Genomic DNA, 11,908 nt, shown 5'->3' with positions numbered 1-11,908 from the left:
GGCGAAAGGGCCAGCGGCAGCGGTACGCACCTTGGGAGGGACAGCGTGCACGTCGTGATCATGGGATGTGGCCGGGTCGGGTCGACCCTCGCCCACAGCCTGGAGTCCCGGGGACACTCGGTGGCGGTGATCGACCAGGACGCCGACGCCTTCCGCCGGCTCGGCCCCGACTTCGCCGGAATCACGGTGACCGGGGCGGGCTTCGACGGCGAGGTGCTGCGCCAGGCCGGCATCGAGCGCGCGGACGCCTTCGCGGCCGTCTCCAGCGGCGACAACTCCAACATCATCTCGGCGCGGTTGGCCCGGGAGACGTTCGGCGTGTCCCGGGTCGCGGCCCGGATCTACGACCAGCGCCGGGCCCAGGTCTACGAGCGGCTGGGCATTCCCACCGTGGCGACCGTGCGCTGGACGGCCGACCGGATGCTGCGGCACCTCGTGCCCGAGGGCAACGTGGAGATCTTCCGCGACCCGACGAGCACCGTGTCGATCGTCGAGGTCCCGGTGCACAAGGAGTGGATCGGCCGGCCGGTGCGCGCCCTGGAGGAGGCATCCGGCGCGCGGGTGGCCTACCTGATCCGCTTCGGCATCGGCACGCTGCCCACCGCGTCCACAGTCGTCCAGGAGGGCGACCAGGTGTTCATGCTGGTCAGCGACGACATCGTGGCGACTGTCACGTCGGTGGCGGCGACCCCGCCGGAAGGGGGGCACTGAGCCATGCGGATCGCCATCGCGGGCGCCGGCAACGTGGGTCGCTCGATCGCTCAGGAGCTGATCGAGAACGGCCACCAGGTGATGCTCATCGAACGGCAGCCGAAGATGCTCCGGCCGGACCGGGTTCCGGCCGCCGAGTGGGTGCTCGCCGACGCGTGCGAGGTCGCCAGCCTGGAGGAGGCCAACGTCGCCGGCTGCGACGTGGTGGTCGCGGCGACCGGCGACGACAAGACCAACCTGGTGCTGTCGCTGCTGGCCAAGACCGAGTTCGCGGTGCCCCGGGTGGTGGCCCGGGTCAACCGGGCGGAGAACGAGTGGCTCTTCACCGAGCAGTGGGGCGTCGACGTCGCGGTGAGCAAGCCGCGGGTGATGGCCGCCCTGGTCGAGGAGGCGGTCACCGTCGGCGACCTGGTCCGGTTGATGACCTTCCGGCAGGGCGAGGCCAACCTCGTCGAGATCACCCTCCCGCCGACCGCGCCCTACGTCGGTCAGCCCCTGCACGCGGTGCCGCTGCCCCGCGACTCCGCCCTGGTGGCGATCCTGCGCGGCAAGCGCGTCCTGGTGCCCAGCCCGGACGATCCCATCGAGGCCGGCGACGAGCTGATCTTCGTCTGCACCGCCGAGGTGGAGGACGACGTCCGCGCGGTCATCCTCGGTCCGGACAGCGTCGAGCGGACCCGCGGCTCCCACTGAGCCGCGGGGCGCGGGCGGCGCTGTCGCTCAGGCGCCCGGCAGCGGGGTGGGTTGCGGCTCCCGGGTGACCCGGCGCACCGTCCAGACGGTGATGAGCAGCAGCAGCGCGTACGGCGGGTAGCCCAGCGCCAGCCGGGCCACGCCCAGCGCCGTGTCCTGGTGGGCCAGGTAGAGTCCGGCCTGCACGCCCACCTTGGCGAGCCACACCACGCCCCAGAGCACGGTCAGCCGGGTGAAGACGCGCACCAGCTTCGGGTCGGCCCGCCACTCGGAGCGGCCCTTGGCGACCAGCACCGACCAGATCCACCCGACGAGGGGCTGGCGGATGGCCGCCGAGATCAGCAGGGCGATGCCGTAGCCGATGCCGTAGAGGATGCCGGGAAGGTAGAAATCCCGCTCGTCACCGGTGCGCCAGGCGATGGCGGCGCCGATACCGACCCCGAACAGCCCGTTGACCGCGTGCCGGATCGGCCGGCGCTGAGCCAGCCGCAACCCGGCGATCAGCAGCGCGACGGCCACCGAGGCGATCACGGCGGGCCGCAGGTCGCCGATGATGTTGGCGAGCACGAAGACGACCACCGGGATGCTGGACTCGACAAGCCCCCGCCAGCCGCCGAGCTGGTCGGCCATCTGCTCGGCGATCGTGGGCAGCGGCTCGTCGTCCTGCGGAGGATCGGTCTCCGGCTGTGCTGCCCGGTGCTGTCCCGTCGTCATGCCCGGCCTTCCGTCCGCGGTGCCGTCACTTCGGCGAGTCCAGCTCGTAGTACGGGTTGTAGATGACCTTGCGGTCGTCGCGCATCGCCACCCGGCCACGCGCGGTCAGGTGCCGCCCCGGCTCGATCCCGGAGATGTGCCGGCGCCCCAGCCAGACCAGGGTGACGACGTCGCTGCCGTCGTACAGGTCGGCCTCGAGGGTGGGCAGGTTGGTGCGCGGCGTGTAGACCACTGTGCGCAGCCGACCGGCCACCGAGACCACCTGGCCCCGGGAGCACTGCTGGGCCAGGACACCGCCGCACTCGGCGCTCTCCTGCCGCAACTCCTGCGCGTCGATCTCGGCCTCGCTGGCGGTGAACCGTTGCAGGATGCGCCGCAGCGACACCCGGCTCTCGTCGGTCGTCATGACCTCCGCGTCACCCTCTCCACGCTCACCGGCTCGCCGCCGGCACCGGCCCAGCTCCGGCGACGCCGGAACCGTCCCGCCAGCGTACGCCGACGGGGCCGGTTCCGGCGGGCCGGTGCGGGCCCGGTCAGACCTGGCGGGGCTCGGCGGCGGCGGAGGTGTCCCCGCCCTCGGCGTCGGCCTGGTCGGCGATCTCGCGGGGCAGGCGCAGCGGCAGCGGCTCACGGACCGGCTTCGCCTCCTGGCCACGGTCGACCACCAGGCCGTCCAGGCACTCGGCGAGCGGCCCGGCGCTGGCCGGATCGGTGGCCACCGGGCCCTGGAAGACGCCCCGGACCATCCAGCGCGGCCCGTCGACGCCGACGAACCGCAGGTTCGTCGGGCCGTCCGGGGTGCGCACCTGGGCGTGCAGCTCCGGGCCGTACTCGCCCTCGACCTCCTGGGCGGCGGCGCCGTCGCGCAGCAGCGACTGCCGGATCTCCTCGCGCACCTCGTCCCAGATCCCCTCGGACCGGGGGGCGGCGAAGACGCCGAGCTGCAGCGCGTTGTCCCCGTGCACCAGCACGACCTGCTGGATCACGCCCTGCGGGTCGGCCTGCACCCGCACCTCCACCTCGGCCACCGCCGGGATGTGCAGGCTGCCGAGGTCGAGGCGCTGCACCTCGTCGTCGACCTCGGAGATGTCGTACGGCCCGCGCACGAGCGCCGGCGCGGACGTCCCGGTGCCCTCGTCGAGGACCTCGGTGGTCCGCTCGTCGCGGGTGTGCCGCCCGGCATCGGCCCGCTTTCGGGAGAAGATCACTGCGCCCACCCTCCGCTGTTCACAATCACCCTGCCACCTCTTCCGTCTGCCCGTGGCCCGGCTCGGCCCGCCGCTGGTCGACCCACTCCTGGCCGGCCGGTGACGGCACCAGCTGAGCGTGCCCGCCGGTCGAGCCGTGCCCGCCGGTCCCGCGCGAGGACCCGGGCAGCTCGGCCACCGGCTCGAACCGCGCCCGCGCGACCCGCTGGATCACGAGCTGGGCGATCCGGTCGCCACGGGAGATCTTCGCGGGCGTGTCCCGATCATGATTGATCAGGTTGACCATGATCTCACCCCGGTAGCCGGCGTCGACCGTACCGGGCGCGTTGAGCACCGTCACGCCGAGCCTGGCCGCCAGGCCGGACCGCGGATGGACCAGGCCCACGTACCCGTCCGGCAGGGCGACGGCCACGCCGGTGGGCACCAGGGCCCGACCGCCGGGCGGCAGCTCCACGTCCGCGGCGGCCACCAGGTCGGCCCCGGCGTCGCCGGGATGGGCGTACGTGGGCAGCGGCAGCTCGGCATCGAGCAGCCGTACGGGCACGGGTACGACGTCGGTCACGGGTCCCCTCTTCGTCCGGTTGTCTCCGGTGACCCTGCCATCCTGCCGGTTGGCCGGCCCGCCGTGCGCCGTACCCTCGCAGGAGTGAGCATGTCGCCCTCTCCGTCCGCCGATCGGCCGCCGGCGCCGGCCCGTCCGGCGTACGCCGAACGGCTGGACCTGCCCTGGTGGCTGTGGCTGACCGGGCTGGTGGCCGCCGCGCTGCTGGCCGTCGAGATCTGGATGGGCGCCGGCGGCGTCCGCGCCTGGCTGCCGTTCGCCGTGCTGTTGCCGCTCACCGCTGCCGGGCTGTGGTGGGTGGGCCGGATCCGCGTCGCGGTCGTCGACGCCGAGCTGCGGGTGGACGACGCCCGCCTGCCGGTGCGCTTCGTGGCCGACGTGATCCCGCTGGACGTCGCCGGTCGCCGCGAGGTGCTCGGTGTGGGCGCGGACCCTCTCGCCTTCGTGGTGCAGCGGCCCTGGATCGGCGGCGCCGTGCAGGTGGTGCTCGACGACCCGGCCGATCCGACCCCCTTCTGGGTGGTGAGCACGAGGCGTCCGGTCGAGCTGGCCGAGGCGGTGCTGGCCGCGCGGGACGCCGGCCGACCCGCCGACCGTACGGCCGGCGAGCCGGGCTGACCGATGCCGACGACCCCGCTCAGGTGCCCGTCGGCGGGCCGGGCAGGGCCGGCGGCGGCGCCGGCCGGGCGATGCCGCGGCGGCGCAGGTCCACCTGGAGCTGGTCGGCCATCTGCCGGGTGGCCCGGCGGTTGAGGAAGCTGGCCACCGCCGCGCCGGTCAGGAACGGCCCGAGGGTGGTGAGGTTGCGCCCGAATCGGCGCAGCAGCATGTCGCGCATCTCCTTGCGGGCTGCGGTGCCGAGCACCGCGCCCACCCCCACGCCGGGCACCATCGGGTTGACCCCGCGCTGGGTGGCCCAGGAGTGCACCAGGGCGACCGCTCGTTGGCTGCCGGCGCCCGGCAGCGACACGCCGTGGAGCTCGTGCAGCTCACCGATCAGTTTCAGCTCCACCGCCACGACGGCGACGGTCTCGGCGGCGAGCAGCACGGGCGCGGAGAGCAGCGTGGGTGCGACGGTCCATTCGACGGCGGCGACTCCCCCGCCGGCCGCGCCGATCCCGGCCGTGGCGCGGGAGGCGTTGCGGATCAGTCGCTCGGCCAGGGCGGCGTCGTCCAGGCCGGGAAAGTGTCGACGCAGGGTGGCCAGGTCCCGCACCGGTACGTGCGGGGCGATCTCGGCCACCGTGTCGGTCATCCAGCGCACGGCGGCGCGGGGCTTGAACAGGTCGGAAATGCCTCGGCTGCGGGCCTGCCCCACCATCCGGGTGAGCAGTTGCCGCCGCCGGGCCGGCTCGATGTCGTCCGCGGTCAACGCCGCGACGGTGGCGCCGAGATCGTCCGCGCCGTCGCCGGTGGTGTCGCCTCGATCGCTCATGGGTCGGACCTCCCGGTGGTGTGGCTACCCGCTACGAGTCAAGCAGGTACCCACCGGCGTTGCATGCCTACACCGGTAGCGGCGGCCCCGATCAGGAGGCCGCCGCCGGTGTCGTGAGTGTCAGACGCACTCTCGGCAGATCAGCTCGCCGTTGCGCTCGACCGCCAGCTGGCTGCGATGGTGAACCAGGAAGCAGCGGGCGCACCGGAACTCGTCCTGCTGCATCGGTAGCACCTTGACAGTGAGCTCCTCGTCGGCCAGGTCGGCACCGGGCAGCTCGAAGCTCTCGGCGACCTCGGCCTCGTCGACGTCCACCGCGCCCGACTGTGAGTCGACGCGCCGGGCCTTGAGCTCTTCCAGGCTGTCCTCGCCGAGGTCGACCTCGTCGCGACGCGGAGCGTCGTAGTCGGTGGCCATCGGATGTCACTCTCCCATATCGATGTTGTCGCTTCCGGTTGTAACGCCGGACGACGCTGTTTCGGTTCCGCTGGCCGGCAACCACTTGTGTCGGGCACCCGACCCGGGGGACCGTACGGGTCGGGACCGCTGGGGCCACTCCCCTGCGAGCGCGGAACCTTACCCCCCCTTGGGCGAGGCATGTATACCGCCCTTGCGGCTGAGATGTACGCCCCCGCACGCCAAGTTGTTCCCAATGTGATTCAGGCGACACGAAGATAGGGGTAGTAGTACCCGGTTCACGGTCGCCGCGCCGGCATGTCGGACTGTTTCCACGCGACGGCCGGACAACCGTTAACCTCAGCGGCGTATTCGACGGCCGGCGGTCAGTGCGATCGTTGGCGGCCGCCGCCACCCACCTGAGGTCTCGGGAGCGCCCAGATGAGTTTTGCGCGAGTGCGGGCACTCGTCGTCGTCGGCCTGCTGGGGGTCCTGGCCCTGGCGTTCGTGATCACCGCGATCGTCCGCGACAGCCAGGGCGAGGCCGGCGCGGCGGGCGGCTGCCCGGACGGTTGGCCGTTGGCCGACGTCACCCTGCACGAGCCCAAGGACGTCAAGATCAACGTCCTGAACGCGACAATCGAGCCGGGCCGGGCCGGCGCCGTCGCGGACGACTTCCGCAACCGCAAGTTCCAGGTCAAGAAGGTCGGCAACGCGCCCAAGGGGATCGACGACGTCGCCGTGCTGCGGTACGGCCCCAAGGGCGTCAGCTCCGCCCACCTGCTCAAGGCGTACTTCCTCAACAACGCCGAGCCGGTCTACGACGAGAAGCGCACGGACGACGTGGTCGACGTGGTGTTGGGCAACGGCTTCCAGCAGCTCGCCACCACCACCGAGGTCAACCAGTCCCTCGGCGACCTGGGCCCACCTGTCGCGCCGGCGGGCTCCTGCCCGTCCCCCGCCGCCAAGAAGTGACGGCGTAACCGGGACGCCCGCGCCGGGCGTCCCGGTCCACGACGGCGGCGCGGTCAGGGGCCGCCGGAGGCGTCCAGGGCGGCCAGCCGGTCGTGCAGCTCGGCGAACAGGGCGGGCGGGGCCGCGATCACCAGGTCCGGGCCGGGCGGGCTACCGGCCAGGCCGGAGACCCGCACGCCCGCCTCGGCGGCCACCAGCCCGCCGGCGGCCAGGTCCCAGGCGGCCAGGCCCTTCTCGAAGTACGCGTCCAGCCGCCCCTCCGCCACCAGGCAGAGGTCCAGGGCGGCCGCTCCCAGGCGGCGGATGTCCCGCACCGACGCGATCAGCCCGGCCACCACCGACGCCTGGTGCGCCCGCCGACCGGCGTCGTAGCCGAAGCCGGTGCCGACCAGAGCCTGCCCGAGGTCCGTCTCGCCGGAACAGCGCAGCCGCACGCCGTCGCGCCAGGCGCCGCCACCGGCGGTGGCGGTCCACTCCTCGCCGGTGTTCACGTTGCGCACCACGCCGGCGACCACCACCCCGTCCACCTCGGCGGCCAGCGACACCGCGCTGTACGGCAACCCGTAGAGGTAGTTCACGGTGCCGTCGATCGGGTCGACGATCCACCGAACACCGCCCGGCTCCGCCGGGCCGGTGGCCTGCGTGCCGTACTCCTCGCCCAGGACCGCGTCCCCCGGCCGCAGCGCGCGCAGGGCGTCGAGGACCTGCCGCTCGACGGCCCGGTCCGCAGCCGTGACCACGTCGGTGACGGTGCTCTTGGTCGCCGCCACGGACACGCCCTCGGCCCGCATCCGGTACGCGGTGGCCGCGGCGTCCCGCGCCACGTCGAGCGCGATCGCCAACAGTTCCCGCGGTGGCGGCGCCGAACGGTCCATTCCAGGGTCCCCTTCCCGTACGACCGGGGCGTTCCGGGCCGTGCGCGAGTATCATCCTTACAAAGTCCACATCTGCGCCGAATCGGCGGTCCCGCCGCCGTTACGCCGTGCGGCGCAGGATGATCGCCGCAGACGGCGTTACAATTCACCCCTGCCCACGCGCCACGGACCGCCGACCACCGGCCGGCCCGGGACACGGGGGTCCCTCAACCACATCGCCCGGCCCGGTTGCCCCACGCTGTGCCGGACGATCCGGCCGTGCCCGCTCTTCGCCTCCGGAAGGTCATTCGTGACAGAACCCCGCCAGCCCGGCGCCGACGTTCGCTCGCTCACCGACACCCTGATCGCCCACGCGCAGAGCGCCGGTGGTCAGCTCACGTCGGCTCAGCTCGCGCGCACCGTCGAGACCGCCGAGGTGACTCCGGCCCAGGCCAAGAAGATCCTGCGGGCGCTCTCCGAGGCGGGAGTGACCGTTGTGGTGGACGGCTCGGCGAGCACCCGCCGCCGGGTCGCCGCGGCCCGCTCGACGACCCCCGCGTCCCGGGCCACCACCGCCAAGACCACCAAGAAGGCCGCCGCGCCCGCCCCGAAGCAGGCGCCCGCCTCCGACGAGGCGCCGTCGACGCCGGCGCCGCGCAAGGTGGCCGCTCGCAAGGCCGCCGGCAGCACCGCCGAGGTCGCCGCCGCAGCGGCCACCCCGGCGAAGGCGACCAAGTCGACCCGCGCCACCAAGGCGACGGTCGCCGCGGCGGCCGGAGCCAAGCCGGTCAAGGCCGGCGGCAAGGCCAAGGGCGAGGGCGCCGAGGGTGAGATCGACCCCGAGGAGCTCGCCGCCGCCATCGAGGACGTGGTGGTGGAGGAGCCGGCCGAGCTGGCCCAGGCCGCCGAGACCGACGCCGCCGCGTCGGCCACCGACAACGACTTCGAGTGGGACGACGAGGAGTCCGAGGCGCTCAAGCAGGCCCGGCGTGACGCCGAGCTGACCGCCTCCGCCGACTCCGTCCGGGCGTACCTGAAGCAGATCGGCAAGGTCCCGCTGCTCAACGCCGAGCAGGAGGTGGAGCTGGCCAAGCGGATCGAGGCCGGGCTCTACGCCGCCGAGCAGCTGCGCGCGGCCGACGAGGGCGAGGAGAAGCTCGCCCGGGAGATGGTCCGCGACCTGGGCTGGATCTCCCGCGACGGCGAGCGCGCCAAGAACCACCTCCTCGAGGCGAACCTCCGTCTGGTCGTCTCCCTGGCCAAGCGGTACACGGGGCGCGGCATGGCCTTCCTGGACCTCATCCAGGAGGGCAACCTCGGCCTCATCCGCGCGGTGGAGAAGTTCGACTACACCAAGGGCTACAAGTTCTCCACGTACGCCACCTGGTGGATCCGGCAGGCGATCACGCGCGCCATGGCCGACCAGGCCCGCACCATCCGTATTCCGGTGCACATGGTCGAGGTCATCAACAAGCTCGGCCGCATACAGCGCGAGCTGCTCCAGGACCTGGGCCGTGAGCCCACGCCGGAGGAGCTGGCCAAGGAGATGGACATCACACCGGAGAAGGTGCTGGAGATCCAGCAGTACGCCCGGGAGCCCATCTCGCTGGACCAGACCATCGGTGACGAGGGCGACAGCCAGCTCGGTGACTTCATCGAGGATTCCGAGGCTGTGGTCGCCGTCGACGCGGTCTCGTTCTCGCTCCTGCAGGACCAGCTCCAGCAGGTGCTGCAGACGCTCTCCGAGCGTGAGGCGGGTGTGGTCCGGCTGCGTTTCGGCCTGACCGACGGTCAGCCGCGGACGCTTGACGAGATCGGTCAGGTCTACGGGGTGACCCGGGAGCGGATCCGGCAGATCGAGTCCAAGACGATGTCCAAGCTGCGTCACCCGTCCCGGTCGCAGGTCCTGCGGGATTACCTGGACTGAGCCGGTTTCGTCAACCGGACGTGTCGTTTTGATCACCTGGTGTGCAACACCAGATGGTGATCGTCCGGATGCACGAATGTGATCGTTGACGTGGCACCCTGGGTTCACGGCACACTGTCCCTGCCATGTGTGACCTCGGTCCCCCGCGGGCACACAGGGAAGGCAGTGCCCGGCACGGGTGTTGCACGATAGGTGAGCAACGACCGAAGAGATTGTTCATCGGTGACGACCAGAGGAGGAAGGCGATGAACTCGACCCTCACGCCGCCGCCCGAGACGGTGGTTCCCCCAGCCGCCGATGAACGGTGCGACCGCTGCAATGCTGCCGGGAAGCTCCGGATCACTCTGGCGGGTGGGAGCGAACTGGTGTTCTGCGGGCACCACGCGAACAAGTACGCGGAGGATCTCGTAAAGATCACCGAGCGGTTCGCGGCGGAGCCCGACTTCAGCTGGCGTGGCGCCGACCTGATGGCGAACTAGATCCGCATATCGACATAGCCGGCCGGAGGCACCCGATGGGTGTCTCCGGCCGGCTATCGCCATCCAGGGGCCACTCGGTGCGCGTGGCCGACTCGATATCGGCGCCATGGGGTCATCCGGCCGCCCCCGATCCCCTCACATCAGCGACACGGTGTCGATCGTGACCGTGGGGGCTTCCGGCACCCGTTCAGAGGGTCTGCACCGTCGCGATGCGTTCCTCGAGCTGTTCGATGGTGGCCTGGGCGCTCGGCGGGCCGCCGCAGAGCCGGCGCAACTCGGCATGGATCTTGCCGTGGGGTTGGCCGGTGCGATGGTGCCGGGCGGCCACGAGAGCGTTCAGTTGGCGCCGGAGCGCCACACGGCGTTGGGCGGCACTCATGGGTACCGGCGGCGCCGCGGAGGGCGCAGCGGCCGGCTGAGCGGCCCCGTCGGCCGTACGACGGCGCTGGGCGGCGAGCTGTGCGGCCTGCCGTTTGGTGAGCAGCAGGGAGACCTGGTCGGCGGTTAGCAGGCCGGGCAGGCCGAGGTACTCCTCCTCCTCGGGGGTGCCGGCCTGGGCGGCGGTCCCGAACGACGCGCCGTCGAAGATCACCTGATCCAGTTCGGCGGTGGCCGAGAGCGCGGCGAACCGCTTCTCCAGCTCCCCGCTGGCCTGGTCGTCGCGCTGCGCGCGTTCCAGCAGCTCGTCGTCGAAGCCGTCGGAGTCCTTGGGTTTGCCGAGGACGTGGTCCCGCTCGTTCTCCATCTCGCTGGCCAGCCCGAGCAGGTGCGGCACGCTGGGCAGGAAGACCGACGCGGTCTCGCCGGGGCGGCGGGCCCGCACGAACCGGCCGATCGCCTGGGCGAAGTAGAGGGGGGTGCTGGCGCTGGTGGCGTAGACACCGACCGCCAGTCGGGGGATGTCGACGCCCTCAGACACCATCCGCACCGCGACCAGCCACCGCTGGTCGGACGCCGCGAACGTCGCGATCCGCGCGGACGCGCCCTGGTCGTCGGAGAGCACCACTGCGGCCTTCTCGCCGGTCACCTGCTCGATGAGCTTGGCGTACGAGCGGGCGGTCTGCTGGTCGGTGGCGATGATCAGACCGCCGGCGTCGGGCATACCGGCGTTGCGCAGCACGGTGAGTCGGGCGTCGGCGGCCCGCAGCACCTGCGGCATCCAGTCCCCCGCCGGGTCCAGGGCGGTACGCCACGCCTGCGCCACCAGATCCTGGGTCATCGGCTCGCCGAGGCGGGCCGCCAACTCGTCCCCCGCGTTGGTGCGCCAGCGGGTCTCCCCGGAGTACGCGAGGAAGAGCACCGGCCGGACGACCCCGTCGCGCAGCGCGTCCGCGTAGCCGTAGACCGAGTCGGCGTGGGAGCGCAGCAGCCCGTCACCGCCCCGCTCGTACGTGACGAACGGGATCGGGTTGTCGTCGGAGCGGAACGGCGTACCGGTGAGCATCAACCGGCGTACGGCGGGCTCGAAGGCGTTCTTGACGCCGTCGCCCCAGGAACGGGAGTCGCCGGCGTGGTGGATCTCGTCGAGGATGACCAGGGTGCGACGGGTCATGGTGCGCCGCCGGTGCACCTGCGGGGCCATTCCCACCTGGGCGTAGGTGACCACAGCACCGTGGAAGTCGGCCGCCGAGTGCACGTCGGCGTTGCGGAACGCGGCGTCGAGCTGGATGCCCACCCGGGCCGCGGCCTCGGCCCACTGGTTCTTCAGGTGCTCGGTGGGCGCGACCACGGTGACCGCCTCGACGGTGCCGTCGCCGAGCAGTTCGGCGGCGATCCGCAGGGCGAAGGTGGTCTTGCCGGCGCCCGGCGTGGCGACCGCGGTGAAGTCCTCGGTACGGCGGCGCAGGTACTCCACCAGGGCCTTGCGCTGCCAGGCACGTAGGGCCGGGAACGTCTCGAGCACCGGCGTCCGGGCTGCCACGCGAAAGCTCCTCTCCGACCGCACGAGGGCGGA

14 protein-coding genes are annotated in these 11,908 nt (G+C 72.4%); 6 read left to right on the top strand and 8 right to left on the bottom strand.

Annotation, left to right across the window (positions count from 1 at the left end):
- The first annotated feature begins 45 nt into the window (after window positions 1-45).
- Window positions 46-711 (top strand): TrkA family potassium uptake protein, encoded by a 666-nt coding sequence (locus AB0B97_RS30435; protein ID WP_234587934.1) that lies wholly within the window; start codon window positions 46-48, stop codon window positions 709-711.
- 3 nt (window positions 712-714) lie between these two features.
- Window positions 715-1,404 carry a TrkA family potassium uptake protein gene (locus AB0B97_RS30430; protein WP_234587936.1) on the top strand — a complete coding sequence of 230 codons (690 nt, stop codon included), beginning with the start codon at window positions 715-717 and terminating at the stop codon, window positions 1,402-1,404.
- Between the two features lie 27 nt (window positions 1,405-1,431).
- Here the strand turns inward: AB0B97_RS30430 and AB0B97_RS30425 are convergent, their stop codons facing one another.
- The 4 genes from AB0B97_RS30425 to dut all read right to left on the bottom strand — a co-directional run bounded on the left by AB0B97_RS30425 (window position 1,432) and on the right by dut (window position 3,888).
- The gene (locus tag AB0B97_RS30425) at window positions 1,432-2,118 is read right to left on the bottom strand and encodes a DUF3159 domain-containing protein (RefSeq protein ID WP_234587938.1); all 687 of its coding nucleotides are present in this window, start codon (window positions 2,116-2,118) and stop codon (window positions 1,432-1,434) included.
- A gap of 25 nt (window positions 2,119-2,143) precedes the next feature.
- On the bottom strand, window positions 2,144-2,524 hold the full coding sequence (locus AB0B97_RS30420) for an OB-fold nucleic acid binding domain-containing protein (RefSeq protein WP_357498525.1): 381 nt from the start codon (window positions 2,522-2,524) through the stop codon (window positions 2,144-2,146).
- A 127-nt stretch (window positions 2,525-2,651) separates the two neighbouring features.
- Window positions 2,652-3,326, bottom strand: coding sequence for a DUF3710 domain-containing protein (locus tag AB0B97_RS30415; RefSeq protein WP_357498523.1), 675 nt, complete (start codon window positions 3,324-3,326; stop codon window positions 2,652-2,654).
- A 25-nt stretch (window positions 3,327-3,351) separates the two neighbouring features.
- Window positions 3,352-3,888, bottom strand: coding sequence for a dUTP diphosphatase (gene dut / locus AB0B97_RS30410; protein WP_357498521.1), 537 nt, complete (start codon window positions 3,886-3,888; stop codon window positions 3,352-3,354).
- 90 nt (window positions 3,889-3,978) lie between these two features.
- On the opposite strand from dut, the gene AB0B97_RS30405 reads away from it, so the two are divergent.
- Entirely contained in the window at window positions 3,979-4,506 is a 528-nt protein-coding gene (locus AB0B97_RS30405; RefSeq protein ID WP_357498519.1) for a DUF3093 domain-containing protein, read from the top strand.
- 19 nt (window positions 4,507-4,525) lie between these two features.
- On the opposite strand, the gene AB0B97_RS30400 is transcribed toward AB0B97_RS30405, so the two are convergent.
- Both AB0B97_RS30400 and AB0B97_RS30395 read right to left on the bottom strand, forming a co-directional pair.
- Window positions 4,526-5,323 (bottom strand): hypothetical protein, encoded by a 798-nt coding sequence (locus tag AB0B97_RS30400; protein ID WP_234587949.1) that lies wholly within the window; start codon window positions 5,321-5,323, stop codon window positions 4,526-4,528.
- 120 nt (window positions 5,324-5,443) lie between these two features.
- Entirely contained in the window at window positions 5,444-5,740 is a 297-nt protein-coding gene (locus AB0B97_RS30395) for a DUF4193 domain-containing protein (protein WP_007075406.1), read from the bottom strand.
- Between the two features lie 435 nt (window positions 5,741-6,175).
- On the opposite strand from AB0B97_RS30395, the gene AB0B97_RS30390 reads away from it, so the two are divergent.
- Window positions 6,176-6,694 (top strand): LytR C-terminal domain-containing protein, encoded by a 519-nt coding sequence (locus AB0B97_RS30390; RefSeq protein ID WP_357498627.1) that lies wholly within the window; start codon window positions 6,176-6,178, stop codon window positions 6,692-6,694.
- A gap of 53 nt (window positions 6,695-6,747) precedes the next feature.
- On the opposite strand, the gene AB0B97_RS30385 is transcribed toward AB0B97_RS30390, so the two are convergent.
- Window positions 6,748-7,569 (bottom strand): inositol monophosphatase family protein, encoded by an 822-nt coding sequence (locus tag AB0B97_RS30385; protein WP_357498517.1) that lies wholly within the window; start codon window positions 7,567-7,569, stop codon window positions 6,748-6,750.
- A 289-nt stretch (window positions 7,570-7,858) separates the two neighbouring features.
- On the opposite strand from AB0B97_RS30385, the gene AB0B97_RS30380 reads away from it, so the two are divergent.
- Window positions 7,859-9,475 carry an RNA polymerase sigma factor gene (locus tag AB0B97_RS30380; protein ID WP_234587952.1) on the top strand — a complete coding sequence of 539 codons (1,617 nt, stop codon included), beginning with the start codon at window positions 7,859-7,861 and terminating at the stop codon, window positions 9,473-9,475.
- A gap of 245 nt (window positions 9,476-9,720) precedes the next feature.
- Window positions 9,721-9,954 (top strand): hypothetical protein, encoded by a 234-nt coding sequence (locus AB0B97_RS30375; RefSeq protein WP_357498515.1) that lies wholly within the window; start codon window positions 9,721-9,723, stop codon window positions 9,952-9,954.
- 187 nt (window positions 9,955-10,141) lie between these two features.
- On the opposite strand, the gene AB0B97_RS30370 is transcribed toward AB0B97_RS30375, so the two are convergent.
- Window positions 10,142-11,875 carry a DEAD/DEAH box helicase gene (locus AB0B97_RS30370; RefSeq protein ID WP_234587954.1) on the bottom strand — a complete coding sequence of 578 codons (1,734 nt, stop codon included), beginning with the start codon at window positions 11,873-11,875 and terminating at the stop codon, window positions 10,142-10,144.
- Window positions 11,876-11,908: the final 33 nt, after the last annotated feature.

The organism is Micromonospora sp. NPDC049004 (assembly GCF_040649315.1).
In the GTDB taxonomy this organism is placed as follows: Bacteria; Actinomycetota; Actinomycetes; order Mycobacteriales; family Micromonosporaceae; genus Micromonospora.
Note: the sequence above shows the minus strand (reverse complement) of the source record. Positions and strands in the feature narration are given on the sequence as shown.